A 17,831-nucleotide genomic window follows, 5' to 3' on the forward strand; every position below is an offset into this window, starting at 1 on the left:
TTTGGAATTGCCGGTTTGAAATGACGTAAGTCCGGTGTATAAAATGTCCGTTACAGGTGATACAATGGTGAGGGTTGAAAAAGACACACTGGGGGAGGTGGAGGTTCCAGATGATGCTTATTATGGTCCCCAGACCGCCCGGGCTGTGAATAATTTCAGGGTTAGTGGCCGGAAACTGCCTCCTGCTTTTATCAGGGCACAGGCCGCCATCAAAATGGCATCTGCAAAAGCCAATATGAAAGCCGGAAAACTTAGCCGTAAGTCGGGTGAGGCAATCTACAAAGCCGCCCGGGAGGTGCGGGATGGAAAATTTGATGACCATTTTGTGCTGGATGCTTTCCAATCAGGTGCCGGTACGTCCCAGAATATGAATGCCAACGAGGTTATCGCCAACCGGGCTCTTGAGATATTGGGTTATCATAAAGGTTGTTACGATGTTATCCATCCCAATGATCATGTTAATATGTCCCAGTCCTCCAATGACACAACCCATACGGCAATCCATATCGCTGCCACGGAAACAATAACAAATGAACTTTTGCCTGTGCTTAACAATCTGCAGGATGAACTTGATGCAAAAGCCACGGAGTATATCAGGGTGGTAAAACCCGGCAGGACCCACCTCCAGGATGCCGTGCCTGTGACCCTGGGGCAGGAATTCAGTGGTTATTCAAGGATGTTGGAGCTGGGGATACTACAACTGGGACGTGTATTGGAGGATTTGAAGGCGCTCAATATGGGAGGTACGGCTACAGGTACTGGTCTCAACAAACCAAACGGTTTCAGTGAGGTTGCGATTCAGGAAATGAATCATATAACAGGCATTGATTTCAGATTAACAGAAAATCCCTTTGAAGCCACACAGGGAGCCGATACTATTTTATCCACATCGTCGGCTTTAAAGGGCATCTCTGTGAGCCTGATAAAGATTGCAAATGATCTAAGGTTGTTATCCAGTGGTCCACGCACAGGTTTCGGGGAACTCTTATTACCGGCAGTACAGCCGGGTTCATCCATCATGCCCGGTAAGGTCAATCCGGTGATGGCTGAGATGTTGAACATGGTATGTTTCCAGGTGGTCGGCAATGATACTACTATAATGATGGCAGCTCAGGGGGGACAATGTGAATTGAACGTCTTTACTCCCGTCCTTGCCCATAATATTCTTAATTCGATAACAATTCTGGCAGGAGGTGTCGACTCTTTCAATGAACGTTGTCTCAAAGGAATAACTGTCAATGTGGATCACTGCTTTAAACTGGCAGAATCAAGTTTGGCACTGGGCACCTCACTGGCACCCAGAATAGGTTATGAAAAGGCTGCGGAAATCATCTATGAAGCTCACAGGACAAACAGTACCATACGTGAAGTGGTAGAAAGAAAAGATTTCGGCTTTTCAAAAGATGAAATAGAGGAATTATTGAATCCACTTAATATGACGGGGGAAGGACATGATAGAACATGATATTATAGTGATAGGGGGAGGTTTATCCGGTCTCAGGGCGGCGCTTGAGGCTAAAAGAAATGGAGCTGACGTGGCCGTTATCTCCAAGGTTCCACCTATTCGCAGTCATTCCGTAGCTGCACAGGGAGGGATAAATGCATCCATAGGTCCTGATGACAGCTGGGACAGTCATGCCTATGATACTGTAAAGGGTAGTGATTACCTTGCGGATCAGGACACAGTGGAAATCCTGTGCAAGGAAGCTCCTGAAATAGTTTATGAAATGGAGAATTGGGGGACACTGTTTTCCCGTACTGAAGACGGAAAAATAGCCCAGCGGCCATTCGGAGGCGCCGGTTTTCCCAGGACATGTTATGCAGGGGACAGGACGGGTCACAACTTGTTGCATACCATGTACGAACAGGTATTAAGGGCCGGGGTCAGGATCTACAATGAATGGATGGTAACCCGACTGGCCACAGATAGCAATAGGTGTACCGGCTTTGTGGCACTCAATTTGCTTAATTCTGAGCTGGAATCTTTCAGGGCCAAGTCAATTGTAATTGCAACAGGCGGTTACGGACGTATATACCAGCGTTCCACGAACTCCATAATCAATACAGGCTTTGGCATCAGCCTGGCTTATCGCGCCGGAGTTCCTATTCAGGACATGGAATTTGTACAATTTCATCCAACTACCTTGTGGGGAACCAATATCCTGATCACTGAAGGTGTAAGGGGAGAAGGTGGTTACCTCTACAACAAAGATCATGAAAGATTCATGGATAAATATGCACCTGAATCCATGGAGTTGGCTCCCAGAGATATCGTTGCACGTTCCATCCAGACCGAGATCGATGAAGGATGGGGCTTTTCCGGAGGATATGTACAGCTTGATATAACCCATCTGGGTAAGGAACTGATCAATGAGCGACTGAGTGGTATTCGTCAGATATGTATCGATTTTGCCGGAGTTGATCCCATCAAGGAACCTATACCCGTACAGCCGGGACATCATTATTCCATGGGGGGTATCTCTTCGGGCAAAGATGGATTGACGCCGCTGGATGGACTGTACGCAATTGGGGAATGTGCCTGTATCAGTGTGCATGGGGCAAACCGGCTGGGAGGCAATTCATTACTTGATACAATTGTATTTGGAAAAAGGGCAGGTGAACATGCAGCTAATGCTGTGAAAAGCATTGCTATGCCTTCTGAAGATAGCCTCAATGAAAGTCTTACTGAAGAAAGGTCCAATATTGATTCTATGATGGGTGACGGCGGGGAAAGCTTTGCCGATGTAAAGGATGAATTAAGACAGACCATGCAGAGGTATGTGGGTGTTTATCGTAACCGTGGAGACCTTGAAACCGGGCTTGCAAATGTGAAAGCCCTGGAAAAGAGGGGTGAAAATATCCATGTGAAAAGCAGGGTCAATGCATTCAATATGGAATTGATGAATGTACTGGAAGTTAAAGGAATGCTGGATATTGCCCGGGTTATCACTGAAGGTGCACTGGTGCGAGAGGAAAGCCGCGGCGCACATTACAGGACCGACTTTTTGGAAAGGGATGATGAGAAATGGCTCAAACACACTCTTGCTTATCTGAAGGATGGCAATCCTAAACTGGAATACAAAGATGTGACGATAACGCAGTTTCAGCCAAAGAGGAGGGAATACTGATGGTTTACCTGAAAATTAAGCGCCAGGATGAAAGCAGGGAGTGGTATGATACTTTCGATATTGAGCAAACTCCCGGTATGACTGTACTGGAAGCTCTCTTTTATGTTCAGGAACACATGGACGGCAGTCTTTGCTTCAGGTACGCCTGCAGAGGTGCTGTATGTGGAAGTTGTGGCATGCTTATCAACAGGGTTCCCCGGCTTGCCTGCAGGACACAGGTAGGTATCGCTAAAAAAGAAAATACCAGAGAAGGTTCAGGCGACATATTTGTAGCAGGCCAGAAATCAGAATCAGGAGAAGAAAATGAAGAAATCCTGATAGAACCCTTGCCCAACCTGAAGGTAATTCGTGACCTCATTGTGGACATGGATTCCTTCTATAATCTGGTGGATTCTATCAAACCCTGGATAAGCTCTCCTGAAGAACATCCTGAAGGGGGTAACCTGATGGATCCGGATATGCGGGGAAAGATTGAGAAGTATACCAACTGCATCCTGTGTGCCTGCTGTCACGGTTCATGTCCGGTGGCTGCAAGGGATGATACATACCTCAGCCCGGCAACTCTTGCCAAAGCCTGGCGTATGCATCTTGATCCCAGGGAAGATGATGCCAGTCGCCAGGAAAGACTGGATTTTGTTGATTCAGAGTCCGGTGTGTGGGGTTGTGACCTGGTTTACAAATGTGTGGCAGTCTGTCCGAAAAAAGTTCCGCCTACACTGGGCATTAAGGCACTGAGAGAGCAAATCGAAAAGAAAAAGGAAAATTAAGAGTGAAGGGATAATTCAGTCCCTTCTTTTTGTTATCCAGAACATAAACATTAGGCCAAAGACTGCAACAATTGCTTCAAAGCCGGGTTGCTCAACCGGTTCTTCACTTTCGGTTACAGAATTGAATAATTTATCCGATTTGTCCAGGTATTCATTGGCCTTTTCCATGTTGTGAATGCCAAGACTTCCGTCCTCTTCAACAAAATGCATGTAAAAGACTGCATTGTTGTAGTTCTCAAGGTTTTTTTCATAGGAAGCTGTACCGTTGAGATTTTCCAGAGCAACACTGGCATTGTTCTGTACAGTTTTAACTTCTTCAATCCTTTCCGCAATCAAGCCCTGTTTTGTTTCAATGACCTCTGCAAACTCTTCATCATGGCAATCATAACATTCACTGGATGATTCGGAACTGAATAGCAGTTCGGGTTCGTAATCGAAGGTATGCCCGGTCACAGCTGGTTGGTGTGTGGTGTCATTGTATTCTCGTGAAGCCATATGGCAATCCGAACACCCGGTCTCAGGGTGGTTGCCTGTTCTATAGATAGAATCGTTATACATCTCCCAGTTGGGATGATGAATTTCCGTTGTCATGCCGTCTGCCGTGGCACCCATACCATTATGGCAGTTCCCACAGAGCAAAGCCCCTTCTATATGGTATTCTGCAGAATGTGGTTCATGGCAGGCTACACAGGTGACACGCCATTCTTCTACGTCTTCAGGCTGTGGAACATCATTTAGGTTTAGACCATAGATACTTTCATCTTCCAGGGAGGGAATAGCTCCATCAGTGCTCTTGCATGAAACACATGAGTTATCCCTGTTCAGAATGAAGGGTTCTGCCACATTGGTGGGTTCGGAATGACTTGCCATTGAATCCATGTCAAAGCTTTCAGTGCCATATTCATCCCATTCCTCGATGATCGGATGGTGGGAATCCTTGTGGCAGTTCCCACACATTTCAGCAGAAAGGGTCACTTCCGGGATATGGGCGGATGGGGTGTCCAGATGGGCATCATAACCTGCATCAGGTGGATTATGACAGACTTCACAGGTGATTGGTTCAATTGTGGCTTCCACATCATCTCTACCCCAGGCTTTTTTTATGGAGGATTCAACATGACATTCTGTACATCTTTCAATGTCAACAACCGACCCCCCTGCGGCTTTTAGAGATTCTGCATGGGCAGAAGCATTCCATATATTATATTTTTCAAGATGACAATCCTTGCACGTTTCCGGTTGCCATGCTCCGGCCATACCTGCTGCTAAGAATAATAACAAAGTTAGTGTTACAACTACTATTTTGATCAACTAATACCCCCACGTTAATCTTTAGTGTAAATATGGCTATGATTGTATTTAATGCAATTGGATGCAGAAAAGTTCTTTATCGTGATTCTTAATGTTAGGAAAGAAAATTTGACTATTTTATTGATAGTTCCGATTATCAACTATTAAGTGTATAAAAATATAAGGCATTGTTAATTAAATATTGCTAATTCTTTGTTTCTGTACTTGATTAACAGTAGGACAGAGTATCGTAACATTTCAAGGCTCTTTGTATAACATTTAGACTTTCTTCTCAACCTTGCCAGAAAATGCCTAAATATACTGTTATATCCTTCTACGGTATATGTTTCAGCTTTGGATCGAGTATGAATCGCCTCTGGAAGAAACTCTGCATATGCTTTCCAGTGATCTGTCATGACTTCTTTTATTTCACTATCCCTTAATTTATCCCAGAGTTGTATCCCAGTTTCCGTGCCTCTGTTACCAAAAGAACAGTTGATTGAACCTTTTCCCAATTCTATCAATAGCAATCCAGATCCAGCAATATTTTTTTTGTTACCAATATAAGTGTGCATCTCATCCATTTCAACAATCTTTATCTCATTTTCGCTTTTTAGGTCTTCTAATTCCTGGCCGAATTTTTTAATCCAATTATACACAGAAACATGGCTTACTCCCAAAAATCTCCCGATGGAACGAAAACCTAATCCTTCAAGATAGAGTTGTAAAGCCTGCCTTTTTACAGAAGCGGAACTAGCAGTTGATTTTATCTCAACAGTATAATTATATCCGCAATCGTGACATTTGTAACGTTGACGCCCATCTACTTTACCATTCTTTTTGTGATTGGAACTCTTACATTTAGGACAGTTCATATAGGTACATAGATGCTCAACCTATATAACTATGTTTAATTAACAAAGCCAAATATAAAAGGATGTAGTCAGGATGTGTCCTTTGAATTTTTTCATTTTTTAAGTATATCATTCTTTATTGAATAATAATTCTCATCAGTAATTTTCGTAGAACCTGTAAAGTTACGTTTTTTGAAATCAAAGAGAGTGGCGAATTCTTCAACCGTGTCTTCGAAATCCTTTTCATAGCGCAAACCTGTGTCAACTTTTCCTACATTTTTATATCCGGAATAGTCAAAAACAGTTTTAGTCATTTCAATATTGTTGGGGTCAGGAGTAAGTCTTGCAAGGACGAGCATTTCCCTCCAGTTAGATGCCTGCATTGGTGTGAGGAAGTAGGTACCTTCTCCTCTCTCATCTCCCTGCATTGCTTCCATGTAGGATTCCCTGCTGCCAAATGAGGCACAGATACAGTCATCTACTACATTTCCGTAAGAATCCTTGAGAATTCGTACTGGAATATTGAGGTGGGCAAAATCTTCTTCGAGTGAACCAAGAACATTGCCACACAGACCGTAAAAAACAAGGATACCATCAAAGTATTCCCCGTTTTCCTCAATAGTCCTGTATACTTTATCTTTGAGAAGTGAAGGATCCGCATCCAGTGCAAATTCCAGAAGATGCAATACAACAATGAAATCTTCCTTTTTGCCTGTATATCTATCAATATTTTCCGGTGATAATTTATCGTATTTGATGGAAAGTTCATTTAGTTTTTTTTCGATACCTTCTGTATTTTCGTTTTCAACAATAAGAAGGCTGATATTCTCTTCTTCCTCAAATATGTGTACCAGTTCATCCTCAAACATACGACAGGAAATAATGTATAGTGCTGGCATGGTTTCACCCTCTATTCAATCTTTCTGTTTTATAAAATTCTCAGCAGTTTCCACGGCTTCTGATGCAGTCCTTACATATGCATCCGCCCCGATGCTGTCAGCGTATTCCTGTGTTACCGGAGCACCGCTGACCATTATTTTTACATTTTCTCTGTATCCCCTTTCTCTTAACAGATCGACGATTTCCTTGAGGTTATTCATTGTGATGCTTGTCATTGAGGACACTGCAAGTATGTCGGCTTTATTCTTAATTGTAGCATCAACAATTTCTGATGTATGCAAATCCCTGCCCAGGTCAATTACCCTGAAACCTGTGATCTGCAGCCTGCATGAAGCAATATTTTTTCCCAGGTCATGTGTATCGTTTTTTACAGTTCCTATAACTACAGTTCCCCTGTTTTTGAAAGCAATGCCTTCGTTGGCCAATTTTTCAGTGATGAGCTTGTTGGATTTTTGAAGAATGATGGTTGAATTCATTAAATTGGCAAGGTAACATTCCTCTTCTTCAAATCTTCTGGCAACCTCCTCCTGCGCTTCAATAAGTTTGAATAGGAGTTGTTTTTCCTCATAGCCTTTTTCAAACCATTTATCGATAGACCTGTATACTTCTTTTTCATTGGTTTCTATAAAATATTTGTATAGTTCTCCGAGAATTTCTTCTTTTGATGTCATACATCTCCCTTACATAACAAATGTCATTGTGACATATAACGCTGTTTACATGTTGTGCAAAAGTACTGTATGTTTTTACATAGTCAGAAAACCCGGATATGGATATTTCTCTTTATTCCTGTGTTTTAAATCTAAAATTATCAATACAGCTTTAAATTAAATAACAAGAAAAAAAAGTATATTGTGATGGGCCCGCTGAGATTCGAACTCAGGATCCTCGCCGTGTAAAGGCGATGTCATGACCGGCTAGACCACGGGCCCCTGCCTGCGTTTGCATCCCCTAGATGTTACAAGTTGTATATAGCATTTTTGATGCAGGGAATGACATTCTTTTTATAATAGTAACAGTTGATTAGGTTTTGATGGATTCAGACCCTGAAGATTATGAATATGAAGAAGATATCGAAGCCTATTATCTCGGGGATTATGCAAGTATCGGTTCGATTGTCAGGGAAGTTCTCCCCTTTGAGCTTCTTGCTACTTTAGGAGGTGTTGTTGCAGGCCTTATTCTTTCCGGTATGACAGAAGAACTTCAGGTAATTCCCGGTCTGTTAGTGATAACTCCGGCAGTGCTTGGAATGAGGGGTAACATTTCCTCTACTCTGGGGTCCCGTCTGGGTAGTGCAATACATATGGGTCTGATTACAAAAATCGAGCGCAATCCCGAATTGCTCAACAATATTGGGGGTTCTCTTTTACTCAGTTTGTTACTCTCTTTTGTACTGGGCTTGCTGGGTCATCTTATGACAATTGCCCTGGGTCTGGAAAGTGCAGGTGCCTTAACCCTTACATTAATAGCCGTGATGGCAGGTCTGTCTTCAGGTTTAATTCTCTCTGTAATAGCAACGTTTTTTGCTATAGGTATGTTCAGGTTCGGATTTGACCCGGATAATGTTGTCACGCCCTCTATAGCAACTCTCGGCGACATCGTATCCATGTTCATGCTGTTTCTTTCCGCAAAGGTGGTGTTGGCAATATGAGCTATTACACCATTGGAAGTATAGTGAAAAGCAGTGCTCCTATTCTTTTCCTTACTTCTTTCATCGGCCTATTTGCAGGTCAGATCATGAACTCGAATCTGGATAGTTTGATCTCAAATCCTATCCTTTTACTCCTGATACCCGCATTAATTAAAATAGGAGGAGATACCGGCAGCATGCTTGGAGCAAGGCTTGCTTCAGCTTTTCATATGGGTCTTGGTACCACACGTATCCATAAGAATCCTGTTGTACGCAATAGCCTTATAGCCGCTTTTATTGTAGGTATTGTAGCTTCCTGTTTCCTGAGTGTAGTGGTATGGATTGTGGGAATGATTGTTTACAATGGTATAGAGTTTACAACCCTCTTCACCATCTCGGTACTGGCATGCCTGATAGAACTGGTCATCGTATATACAGTAACAGTAGTTGTGGCAGTTGCATCTCACAAATTCGGGCTTGATCCGGATGATACCGTTATTCCTATAATTGCAACTATCGGTGATGTTGTAGGTATCTCTGCTATATTTGGAGTTATAGCATTGTTGAAGTTTTTCTGAATTAATAATGATTATGCTTTTATATTCGCGAATTAGTTTAAGTTAACAAAGGTAGAATGAACCATGTGTCCCAAGGAGATCAAATACAGCCCTACTAATCTCAAAGACCTTCTTATTCAAATGAAAGACACGTCAGAACTGATGGTAGATCTTGCTTACTCTGCTATGGTTTATGACGATGAGGATATTGCTGAGGAAGTCCTCCGTTTAGAAGAGAGGATGGATACTTACTATTATCACATGAACATGGCTGCAATGTTGAGCACCCGTCGTGTTGAGGAAGCCGAAGAAATGACAGGTGTGCTTCAGGTAGCTTCATCTTCTGAAAAAATTGCAAATGCAGCTGCTGATATCGCCCAAATAGTCCTTATGCAGATGGGTATTCCACTGGAACTAAAAATGGCACTCAGAGAAGCTGAAGAAACCATTCTAAGGGTGACAGTAAGCGATGATTCCTGCATGAGCGGCTATACACTGGGTGACCTTGAACTGGATACAGAAACCGGGATGTGGCTTATTGCTATCAGACGTCAGAATGATTGGATATATGATCCGGATCATTCAACCCGCATACGTTCCGGGGATGTCCTGTTTGCACGAGGACATGATGAAGGGGTCCCACTTCTGATCAAATTAGCCACCAACAAAGAGTATGTTTTAAAGGATAATTCACACGAGAGGATATTAAGGGACCTGGAAAAGGCTGTGGACATCATCGTAGATATGAAAAACATGGCTGAAATGTCTGTAGGACTTGCTTATTTTGCAATACTCTACGACAATAATGACATAGCAGAAGAGGTACGGGCCATCGAGTCTGAGATGGATGTAATGAAATATGATCTTCAGCACTGGGTACTTGAAACCGCAAAACACGTCTCAGATGTTGACGAACTCAAAGGTCTATTACATCTTGCCAATGCTTCTGAAGCCATCTCTGATGCTGCGTATGGTATTGCTGATACGGTTCTAAGGGATATAGAATTGCACCCCATAATCACTCTTGCTGTCAGGGGTTCGGACGAAGTTATTACAAGGGTTGTAGTGGAAGACTGTTCTCCGATTGTAGGTGATACTCTCGGAGAACTGCAGCTTGCCACGGAGACAGGAGTCCACATAATGGCTGTAAAAAGAGCCGGAAGGTGGCTTTACAGTCCAAGTGCCCGCACCCGTGTTGAGGGTGGGGACATTCTTATAGGAAGAGGTTCCCGCACCGGAGAAGAAGCTCTGCTTGAAATGTGTGCTTGTCCGGTGAGAGAGGACTGAGTTATTTTGGCTGGTGTTTTTGCATTTCCCTTTTTGCCAACATGTTGGAGCCGAACGTGTACAGAAGGATTACAATTCCCAGCCATATAAAATTCTCACCGAGATCAGACCTGCCCACATACTTTAGTATAAGTCCTGTACCCAGGATAAACATGTTTGCCAGGCCAATTTTCTTGTTTCTTTTAACGGTACTTTGATACATCTGCTTGTGTACAAGATATTCTTTTTTCTCATCCTTCATAGGTGTTCACATCCATTATGTAGTTATAATCATATCAGCTGCTTTTTGCAGCCTCTCAAGGACTGCAGCTCCAATTCCTTTTTCAGTAAAGGAACCGTCTACAATTATCAAATCCATACCTTTTGAGTCCATCTCTCTTAATCCTGCAAAAATACGTTTTGCTGCCTCTCTGGGTTTGGTTCCCTGGCCTATAGATAATTTCTTTTCCAACGGGAATTCTTTTTGGATTTCTACTGTAAGTAACAATCCTGCCTTTTTCTGGTCATCATTGGTTTTTCCAATAATGTCTGCAATTTTTGCAGCTACATCTTTTGCTTTTCCCTGCACAAGTATAACTCTTGCAGAAGGGGAGTAATGGGTATATTTCATGCCGGGTGAAAGAGGTTTTTCCATATTATCCTTTCTTGCATATCCAATACATACTTCTGTTTTTGTGCACTGCTGTATATCTTTGGCGGAGATTTTTCCCGGGCGTAATATCACCGGAACCTCTCTGCGTGCATCGACAACTGTGGATTCCACACCAATTTCTACTTCCCCCCCGTCCACAATTGCGTCTATTCGGCCTTGCAGGTCTTCCTCGACATGGGATGCAGTTGTAGGGCTGGGTCTGCCGGAAATGTTTGCGCTGGGGGCAGCAATCGGTTTGCAGGCTGCTTCGATAATCTTCCGGGCAATCTGGTTTGCAGGCATGCGGATTGCTACGGTTTCAAGTCTTCCTGTAGTTATATAAGGCACCCTATCTGTTTTTTCGAGAATTATTGTTAGGGGTCCTGGCCAGAAGCATTCTGCAAGTTTTTCAGCAAGGGGGGTGAAAGTGATCACCAGCTGGTTGCATTGTTCCTGATTTGATACATGGACTATAAGGGGATTATCAGCAGGCCTTCCCTTTGCTTTAAATATCTGCTCTACAGCTTGTGGGTTAAGGGCATCGGCTCCCAGTCCATAAACTGTTTCTGTAGGGAATGCAACCGTTTTGCCTTCTCGCAACAGCTTTCCTGCTTTTTTGAATATATCTTCTGCTGTCTCTTCAGCAATCCTCATAATCTCTGTTTTTTTTTGCATATGGGGTACTTGATCCATTTCTTCCCTATCTCAAGACAGACTAACCTTATATCTTTAACTTTCACATCTTCTCATTGTCATTTTCAATAGTCTCTTCCTGTTTAACCGGGCAGCTGGAATTTATTAGACAATAGGTTTTACCGTAGTCATCTACCGTTGATTCTTCGCAAAGTCCAACTCCGTGCCGGTGAGCAGCCCGGCTGATCATGTGAGCTGCTACGGGAGCTGTTAACAGAAGGAAAAGACCAACTGTAATTGCTTTGATTCCCATGGGTCCGAACCCAAGTTTTACAACGATTCCCATCATTACTCCAAAGGCTCCCAGTGTTCCGATCTTGGTTGTTGCGTGAAGCCGGTTGTATACATCAGGGAGCCGGTAAAGTCCCAGCATTCCCAGAAATACAAAGACCATCCCTGCGAAAAAAAAGAAATTGCTAAGAATATCCTGTATAAATGTTATATTGCTCAGAATACCACTCCCTCATCCAGGTATTTTGCGATTGTGACTGTCCCTACGAATGCTATTATAGAAATTACAAGGGCGACATCCATGAAGAACACAGATCCCTGCACAAAAGAATAAACACCCAGCATAACCACAATTACTGTTGCAAGGGAATCAACTGCGATCACTCTGTCCGGAATTGTGGGGCCTTTAATTATCCGATAAATACAGGGAATTATTGATAATACCATAAATACAAGTGCTATGTCAAGAAGATTTACTGTATTCATTCAAATGCCTCCAATACATATTCTTCAAGGTCATCCTTTATTGAATCGCGTATTTTTTTCACGTTGTCTATGTCCAGGCAATGCACATATAATGTGGACCTATCATCAGATACATCAATCGTAAGGGTCCCGGGAGTCAGACTGATAGTGTTTGAAATAGCTGTTATACCAACATCTGTTTTTGCTCTTATCGGAACTGCTATTATGCCGGGCTTTATGTTGATTTTTGGTTGGAGTACAGTTTTTGCTACTACTATACTTGCTTTTACAATATTGACCATGAGTATGGCAAAATAATGTATCTGTTTTGGAATACGTTTCAATGTTTCTGTATAAGATACTTCTTCCTTGAAATCGTATAGGTCTTTAAAAGCTTTGATCACAAAAGGTCCTATCAATGCACCAATGAGGAAATTACTCAGATTTACAACACCGTGAACAAAACACCACACAAAACCCAGTGCAATGGCATATAGCACATACCTTTTCATCGTACTTCTCCTCCCAGGACTGCGTTGATATATGGTTGTGGATCAAGTAGCTGATTTGCAATCTCACTGGAAAGGGCTATCAATGGTTCTGAATACACACCAAGGGTAAGTACAGCGACTGCAAGTACAACTATTGGTACTGTTATCATGGGTGAAAGACCATGTGATGAATAAGGCCCATATTTTTCTACGTCCCTGGCTTCACCCCAGAACATAAGTAACCATGCTCTGAACATATAGAATATTGTAAATACTGCGAATGCAAATCCTATAAGGACCGGTAAATAATATTCCCCTAATATAGCAGCATCAAAGAGGACAAACTTTGCTATAAAACCTCCCAATGGTGGCAGTCCTGCAATGGACATTGCTCCTATAAGGAACATGCTACTCATAAGGGGTGCACTTTTCACCATTCCTCCCATTTTATCCATATCTCTTGTTCCCGCGTGATGGATGATTCCGCCAGATGTCAGGAAAAGCATTGATTTGGCAATTGCATGATTAACAAGATATACCAGGGATGCTGCAAGGGCATACGCGGTTCCCATACCAATTCCCAAGAATACATACCCTATCTGGCTGACACTGGAATATGCAAGCAGACGTTTGACATCTTTCTGGCCGACAGCAGCAATTGCCCCGATTGCTATGGTAATCAATGCAAGCAGGATGATAATTGGTTGTAGTAAAAACAATGCATCTTTAAAGACCAGGAAATATACCCGGAGAATTCCGTATGCCCCCACCTTGATCATCACACCACTAAGCATGGCACTTATGGGTGACGGGGCTGTAGGGTGGACATCCGGCAGCCAGTAATGAAGGGGGAATATGGCTGCTTTGTTGCCAAAAACGATGATAAACAGTAAAGCAATGAAATAGATATGCCAGGGTAAGGTTCCTGCATCACTCATTGCGGCTATTTTGACAGACATGTCTGCCATATTGAGGGTGCCCACAGTTGCATAGAGGCAAGCAATTGCGATCAACATCACCATTGAACTTATTATGTTCAACATGAGATACTTGAACGTCGCCTCCATCTTGTCAGAAACTTTTGTAACACCTCCGTATTCGGACGCTACGACAAGTCCACATGATGAAAGTAGCAGTACCTCAAAAAACACGAACATGTTGAAGATATCCCCGGTGAGGAATGTCCCATTCAGGCCTGCCATAAGCAAATTGAAAAGGGAAAAATATGTAGTATTAAGGGATTTATCTTCGATATAGTCAAGGGAATAGATAAGTGCAAGCAAGGATATTCCGCAACTGAGCACAACCATTCCTGATCCAAGCAGATCGGCCACGAGTACAATTCCGTATTTGCCCCATTCCCCAACTTCGTAAACCTGTATTCCGCTGTTCCATACTTGCAAGAGGAGAATAATACTCATTAATAATATGGATGCTGATACAATTATGTTGAGTATTTTCTGGAAAGTTGGTCTGGAACGCAGCATAATCATTAATGCTGACATAAGAATAGGTATTGCGACAACCAGTATCGGTAGATGATCCAGATAGTTCATCCCCGCAGCCTCCGGAGTTCCCTGATATCCGTGGTACCATATTCCTCGTGGATGCGGTAGGCCAATATAAGTATAAATGCAGTTATTGCAAGACTGATTACAATAGCTGTCAGTACAAGGGCCTGGACAAGTGGATCTACGAATTGGGTTTCCATGCCGGAAGGTACGATAGGTGCAAGCATGCCGTCTGGCAATTTATCCGTGAAAATGATTCCGCTTCCAGAATCATGATGACCGTTTGTTATAATGGGAGCTTTTTCACCATCAAACAAGCCGGTTGAAACGATTAGCATGTTTACTGCATGAGAAATGAGGGACAATCCAATAATAACCTTTATAATGTCCCTGCGGAGGATTAGAAATGTCCCAATGCCAAAAATTAGGGCTATTGTAATCGATAATATTGTATTGTTCATTTGTCTTCACCCACGTTTTTGAATATATGTAGCAGAGTGCCTATTACGACAAAATATACACCAATATCAAAGAGGCTGGCTGATGCCAACTCTATTTCGCCGTAGAATGGTATTTCGATAAATTCAACCGCACTTCTAAAAAAATTATGTCCAAATACGATTGCTCCAAAAGCAGTCAATGAAGCAAGAAGTAATCCTATCCCGAATAATTTGTCCCAGGAAGGGTTAAAGAATGATTTGGTATATTTTAAACCAAATACTACATAGGTCAGGGAAATTACAGAGGCAAACATTACACCTCCGATAAATCCCCCTCCGGGATTATTGTGCCCTGCCAGTAAAAGGGATATGGAAAATAAACTTACAAGAGGGATACAGATTTTTGTAATTGTTTTTGTGATTAATGTAGTCATTCTCCTTCACCTCTGCTTTTTATCAGATTATAGACGCCAAGTGCTGCCAGACATAATACTGATATTTCCCCCAGGGTGTCATAACCACGGAAATCTACAAGAATCACATTTACAACATTATGTCCTCCTGCAAGTTTAACGCTGTTCTCAAGGAAATAGTGGGACAAGGATTCAAATGGTGGCACTATGCCCTGTGTTGCATTAAGTAATAGAATCAACACAGTTGAAGCAACAGCAAGTGAAATCATTATATCTCTTAGCAAGATGTTTTTTGGTATTTTTTCCTTGAATGTCTGGGGGACCCTTGCTATCACAAGCAGAAATATTATTGTTGCGAGGGTTTCTACAAGAAACTGTGTTAGGGCAAGATCCGGTGCTTTGAGATATATGAACATCAGGCTGACCAGATAACCAACAGCAGAAATAGCTATTACAGCAGAAAGATATCGATGTAGGGTTGCTGCTGCAATTGCTGCTACAACCATTAATATCATTATGACAGATTCATAAAAGGGGATATCAAAATTAAGGTTAACAGAGAATACCTGTGTTGTCATCATGAATAAGGGTATTGTAAAGAGTATGACCATTAAAACTAGTATTGCATAGATGTAGAGTTTTATGCTTCCAGGCTGGGCAAAGCCTGCAAATCCCTTTGCACTTCCCTTTGCTCCATCAACGATCCTGTCATAGTAATAGTTCACACTTACCCATGGGTATCTTGCATTAAATCTGTCCTGCCAGGCCGCTATGTTGTCGTAGCGTGTGTAGATTGCCAGCCCCGCGATGAAAGTGATTATTGTCATGAAAAGGGCCGGTGTAAAACCATGCCAGAGTTTCACATGCAGATGTACTTCCTCGAGCACAATTCCTGCGGTTGTGGGTTCAATTATGTTGTGGATCGGAATCGAAGGGACAAGGCCAAACAGGATAACAAGACCTGCAAGGAATGCTGCAGGAACAAGCATTGTGTAAGGTGGTTCATGTATATGTTCCGGAAGGTGGTCATGGTGTTTTTCTCCCAGGAATATCCCGTCGATAAGTTTGATGGAATAAGCAAAGGTAAACACACCTCCCAGCACTGCTGCTGCAGGTATCAGGAATGTGAAAGGTCCTCCTATGATGTGCCCCATCTCAACCGAGGTTTCATAGAACATTTCCTTACTCAGGAAACCGTTAAGTGGGGGAATTCCCGCCATTGCAAGGGCTGCTATGGATGCAATAATAAAGGTAATAGGCATGTCCTTTCGCAAGCCTCCGAGTTTACGTATGTCCCGGGTTGCTGCTTCGTGTGCAACAATACCTGCTACCAGGAAAAGACATGCTTTGAAGGTCGCGTGATTGAGAAGATGGAAAGTTGCTGCTGCCACCCCTAAACCAGGTTCATGGTAGGATGTGTAACCATACATTGTCATCATGTATGCCAGCTGGCTGATAGTTGAATAGGCCAGGATTGCTTTGATGTCTGTCTGACGGAAGGCCAGGAATCCTGCCAGAAGCATTGTGAATATGCCAATTCCACTTACCAGGATAAACCAGGCTTCTGTACCTGAGAATATGGGATGGACCCTGGCCACCAGATATATTCCTGCCTTAACCATCGTTGCAGAATGCAAAAAAGCACTAACAGGGGTTGGAGCCTCCATTGCATTTGGAAGCCATATATAAAAAGGCCCCTGTGCGGATTTGGCAGCTGCACCTATCAGGATAAGGATCAGTGTTATTAAGAAGAAAGGATGAGCTTTGATGTTTTCAATTATAGCGGGGTTCTGGAGCATGGTAGCAATGTCATAAGAACCTGTAATAGCATGTAGCAGGATGAATCCTGCAAGCATGAAAAGGCCACCACCAGCTGTGAGCAGCAGGGATTTTGTGGCTCCGTAGACGGAAGCGGGTTTCCCTCTCCAGTAACCGATGAGCATGAATGATGTGATACTGGTAAGTTCCCAGAAAATGAATAGTTGAAGTGTATTCCCTGCAAAGACCATACCGATCATGGACCCCATGAATAAGAGCAAGTACTGGTAATAACGGGGGAGGTCTTCCTTGTGGGACATGTACCCATTGGAATAGGACATTATAATTACACCGATGCCGGATGCTATGAATCCGATCATCATAGCCAGCCCGTCGGCATAAATGCTGAATTCTGCACCGATACTCGGCATCCATTCAATTGAGTGCTGTATTATATGTCCATGAATTATTTCAGGAGCTACTATACCTATTAATGCAAAACTCAGGAAGGCAATTCCTGCTGCAAACCAACCGATCCTGTGTTTCAGGAACTTTTCCAGCAGCGGTATGAATATCGCTGCGGCAAAAGGTAAAAATATAGCCAGTATGATTGCCGTAAAGGAGTCCATGCCTCTCCTTAATTAAATTCAAATATATAACTGTTGTTCATGATCAATAAATATTTTTATTAAGTTAATTTGATTATATTTATTTATTGTTCTTTTTTACTTGTTTTTTGTTTAAGCCAGACTGCGATTCTTAATCATTATTCATTTTACTTTCCC

Annotated in this window: 19 protein-coding genes and 1 tRNA gene; 6 read left to right on the top strand and 14 right to left on the bottom strand. The window is 42.6% G+C overall.

Annotation, left to right across the window (positions count from 1 at the left end; translation table 11 throughout):
• The first annotated feature begins 64 nt into the window (after positions 1-64).
• The 3 genes from MMAH_RS03655 to MMAH_RS03665 are packed head-to-tail and all read left to right on the top strand — an operon-like array spanning position 65 to position 3,895.
• Positions 65-1,465, top strand: coding sequence for a class II fumarate hydratase (locus MMAH_RS03655; protein WP_048902250.1), 1,401 nt, complete (start codon positions 65-67; stop codon positions 1,463-1,465).
• Entirely contained in the window at positions 1,452-3,128 is a 1,677-nt protein-coding gene (locus MMAH_RS03660; RefSeq protein WP_013037192.1) for an FAD-dependent oxidoreductase, read from the top strand. The genes MMAH_RS03655 and MMAH_RS03660 overlap by 14 nt, the downstream gene beginning before the upstream one ends.
• Positions 3,128-3,895 (top strand): succinate dehydrogenase/fumarate reductase iron-sulfur subunit, encoded by a 768-nt coding sequence (locus MMAH_RS03665; protein ID WP_013037193.1) that lies wholly within the window; start codon positions 3,128-3,130, stop codon positions 3,893-3,895. Before MMAH_RS03660 ends, MMAH_RS03665 begins: the two co-directional genes overlap by 1 nt.
• Before the next feature lie 15 nt (positions 3,896-3,910).
• On the opposite strand, the gene MMAH_RS03670 is transcribed toward MMAH_RS03665, so the two are convergent.
• From MMAH_RS03670 to MMAH_RS03690, 5 genes are all read right to left on the bottom strand, one after another.
• Complete coding sequence (locus tag MMAH_RS03670; RefSeq protein ID WP_013037194.1) at positions 3,911-5,206, bottom strand: multiheme c-type cytochrome; 1,296 nt, start codon at positions 5,204-5,206, stop codon at positions 3,911-3,913.
• A gap of 170 nt (positions 5,207-5,376) precedes the next feature.
• Complete coding sequence (locus MMAH_RS10300) at positions 5,377-6,060, bottom strand: IS1 family transposase (protein WP_013037195.1); 684 nt, start codon at positions 6,058-6,060, stop codon at positions 5,377-5,379.
• A gap of 92 nt (positions 6,061-6,152) precedes the next feature.
• On the bottom strand, positions 6,153-6,938 hold the full coding sequence (locus MMAH_RS03680; RefSeq protein WP_013037196.1) for a DUF1638 domain-containing protein: 786 nt from the start codon (positions 6,936-6,938) through the stop codon (positions 6,153-6,155).
• A 15-nt stretch (positions 6,939-6,953) separates the two neighbouring features.
• The gene (locus MMAH_RS03685; RefSeq protein WP_013037197.1) at positions 6,954-7,610 is read right to left on the bottom strand and encodes a cobalamin B12-binding domain-containing protein; all 657 of its coding nucleotides are present in this window, start codon (positions 7,608-7,610) and stop codon (positions 6,954-6,956) included.
• Between the two features lie 187 nt (positions 7,611-7,797).
• A tRNA-Val gene (locus tag MMAH_RS03690) sits at positions 7,798-7,871 on the bottom strand.
• A 101-nt stretch (positions 7,872-7,972) separates the two neighbouring features.
• Here MMAH_RS03690 and MMAH_RS03695 point away from each other — a divergent pair.
• The 3 genes from MMAH_RS03695 to MMAH_RS03705 all read left to right on the top strand — a co-directional run bounded on the left by MMAH_RS03695 (position 7,973) and on the right by MMAH_RS03705 (position 10,413).
• A complete protein-coding gene (locus MMAH_RS03695; RefSeq protein ID WP_013037198.1) occupies positions 7,973-8,590 on the top strand; it encodes a magnesium transporter in 618 nt (205 codons plus the stop codon).
• On the top strand, positions 8,587-9,147 hold the full coding sequence (locus tag MMAH_RS03700) for a magnesium transporter (RefSeq protein ID WP_013037199.1): 561 nt from the start codon (positions 8,587-8,589) through the stop codon (positions 9,145-9,147). Before MMAH_RS03695 ends, MMAH_RS03700 begins: the two co-directional genes overlap by 4 nt.
• A 63-nt stretch (positions 9,148-9,210) precedes the next feature.
• Complete coding sequence (locus MMAH_RS03705) at positions 9,211-10,413, top strand: potassium channel family protein (protein WP_013037200.1); 1,203 nt, start codon at positions 9,211-9,213, stop codon at positions 10,411-10,413.
• A gap of 1 nt (position 10,414) precedes the next feature.
• Here MMAH_RS03705 and MMAH_RS03710 read toward each other — a convergent pair whose 3' ends face one another.
• From MMAH_RS03710 to mbhE, 9 genes are read right to left on the bottom strand one after another with little or no spacing between them, the layout of a single operon-like run.
• The gene (locus tag MMAH_RS03710) at positions 10,415-10,654 is read right to left on the bottom strand and encodes a hypothetical protein (protein WP_013037201.1); all 240 of its coding nucleotides are present in this window, start codon (positions 10,652-10,654) and stop codon (positions 10,415-10,417) included.
• A gap of 15 nt (positions 10,655-10,669) precedes the next feature.
• Entirely contained in the window at positions 10,670-11,737 is a 1,068-nt protein-coding gene (locus MMAH_RS03715) for an L-threonylcarbamoyladenylate synthase (RefSeq protein ID WP_013037202.1), read from the bottom strand.
• Between the two features lie 43 nt (positions 11,738-11,780).
• The gene (mnhG, locus tag MMAH_RS03720) at positions 11,781-12,191 is read right to left on the bottom strand and encodes a monovalent cation/H(+) antiporter subunit G (protein WP_342626791.1); all 411 of its coding nucleotides are present in this window, start codon (positions 12,189-12,191) and stop codon (positions 11,781-11,783) included.
• On the bottom strand, positions 12,185-12,454 hold the full coding sequence (locus MMAH_RS03725) for a cation:proton antiporter (protein WP_013037204.1): 270 nt from the start codon (positions 12,452-12,454) through the stop codon (positions 12,185-12,187). The genes mnhG and MMAH_RS03725 overlap by 7 nt, the downstream gene beginning before the upstream one ends.
• A complete protein-coding gene (locus tag MMAH_RS03730) occupies positions 12,451-12,945 on the bottom strand; it encodes a Na+/H+ antiporter subunit E (RefSeq protein ID WP_013037205.1) in 495 nt (164 codons plus the stop codon). Before MMAH_RS03730 ends, MMAH_RS03725 begins: the two co-directional genes overlap by 4 nt.
• Positions 12,942-14,480, bottom strand: coding sequence for a proton-conducting transporter transmembrane domain-containing protein (locus MMAH_RS03735; protein WP_013037206.1), 1,539 nt, complete (start codon positions 14,478-14,480; stop codon positions 12,942-12,944). Before MMAH_RS03735 ends, MMAH_RS03730 begins: the two co-directional genes overlap by 4 nt.
• A complete protein-coding gene (locus MMAH_RS03740; protein WP_013037207.1) occupies positions 14,477-14,896 on the bottom strand; it encodes an NADH-quinone oxidoreductase subunit K in 420 nt (139 codons plus the stop codon). Before MMAH_RS03740 ends, MMAH_RS03735 begins: the two co-directional genes overlap by 4 nt.
• Positions 14,893-15,309, bottom strand: coding sequence for a monovalent cation/H+ antiporter subunit B (locus tag MMAH_RS03745; protein ID WP_013037208.1), 417 nt, complete (start codon positions 15,307-15,309; stop codon positions 14,893-14,895). The genes MMAH_RS03740 and MMAH_RS03745 overlap by 4 nt, the downstream gene beginning before the upstream one ends.
• A complete protein-coding gene (mbhE, locus tag MMAH_RS03750) occupies positions 15,306-17,675 on the bottom strand; it encodes a hydrogen gas-evolving membrane-bound hydrogenase subunit E (protein WP_013037209.1) in 2,370 nt (789 codons plus the stop codon). The genes MMAH_RS03745 and mbhE overlap by 4 nt, the downstream gene beginning before the upstream one ends.
• Between the last annotated feature and the right edge of the window lie 156 nt (positions 17,676-17,831).

It is taken from the genome of Methanohalophilus mahii DSM 5219, from assembly GCF_000025865.1.
GTDB lineage: Archaea > Halobacteriota > Methanosarcinia > Methanosarcinales > Methanosarcinaceae > Methanohalophilus > Methanohalophilus mahii.

Excerpts from the sequence above, each read along its gene's own strand:
- MMAH_RS03655 (WP_048902250.1), top strand. The coding sequence starts at position 65 with ATGGTGAGGGTTGAAAAAGACACACTGGGGGAGGTGGAGGTTCCAGAT.
- MMAH_RS03660 (WP_013037192.1), top strand. The coding sequence starts at position 1,452 with ATGATAGAACATGATATTATAGTGATAGGGGGAGGTTTATCCGGTCTC.
- MMAH_RS03665 (WP_013037193.1), top strand. The coding sequence starts at position 3,128 with ATGGTTTACCTGAAAATTAAGCGCCAGGATGAAAGCAGGGAGTGGTAT.
- MMAH_RS10300 (WP_013037195.1), bottom strand. The coding sequence starts at position 6,060 with ATGAACTGTCCTAAATGTAAGAGTTCCAATCACAAAAAGAATGGTAAA.
- MMAH_RS03680 (WP_013037196.1), bottom strand. The coding sequence starts at position 6,938 with ATGCCAGCACTATACATTATTTCCTGTCGTATGTTTGAGGATGAACTG.
- MMAH_RS03685 (WP_013037197.1), bottom strand. The coding sequence starts at position 7,610 with ATGACATCAAAAGAAGAAATTCTCGGAGAACTATACAAATATTTTATA.
- MMAH_RS03695 (WP_013037198.1), top strand. The coding sequence starts at position 7,973 with ATGGATTCAGACCCTGAAGATTATGAATATGAAGAAGATATCGAAGCC.
- MMAH_RS03700 (WP_013037199.1), top strand. The coding sequence starts at position 8,587 with ATGAGCTATTACACCATTGGAAGTATAGTGAAAAGCAGTGCTCCTATT.
- MMAH_RS03705 (WP_013037200.1), top strand. The coding sequence starts at position 9,211 with ATGTGTCCCAAGGAGATCAAATACAGCCCTACTAATCTCAAAGACCTT.
- MMAH_RS03710 (WP_013037201.1), bottom strand. The coding sequence starts at position 10,654 with ATGAAGGATGAGAAAAAAGAATATCTTGTACACAAGCAGATGTATCAA.
- MMAH_RS03715 (WP_013037202.1), bottom strand. The coding sequence starts at position 11,737 with ATGGATCAAGTACCCCATATGCAAAAAAAAACAGAGATTATGAGGATT.
- MMAH_RS03725 (WP_013037204.1), bottom strand. The coding sequence starts at position 12,454 with ATGAATACAGTAAATCTTCTTGACATAGCACTTGTATTTATGGTATTA.
- MMAH_RS03730 (WP_013037205.1), bottom strand. The coding sequence starts at position 12,945 with ATGAAAAGGTATGTGCTATATGCCATTGCACTGGGTTTTGTGTGGTGT.
- MMAH_RS03735 (WP_013037206.1), bottom strand. The coding sequence starts at position 14,480 with ATGAACTATCTGGATCATCTACCGATACTGGTTGTCGCAATACCTATT.
- MMAH_RS03740 (WP_013037207.1), bottom strand. The coding sequence starts at position 14,896 with ATGAACAATACAATATTATCGATTACAATAGCCCTAATTTTTGGCATT.
- MMAH_RS03745 (WP_013037208.1), bottom strand. The coding sequence starts at position 15,309 with ATGACTACATTAATCACAAAAACAATTACAAAAATCTGTATCCCTCTT.
- mbhE (WP_013037209.1), bottom strand. The coding sequence starts at position 17,675 with ATGGACTCCTTTACGGCAATCATACTGGCTATATTTTTACCTTTTGCC.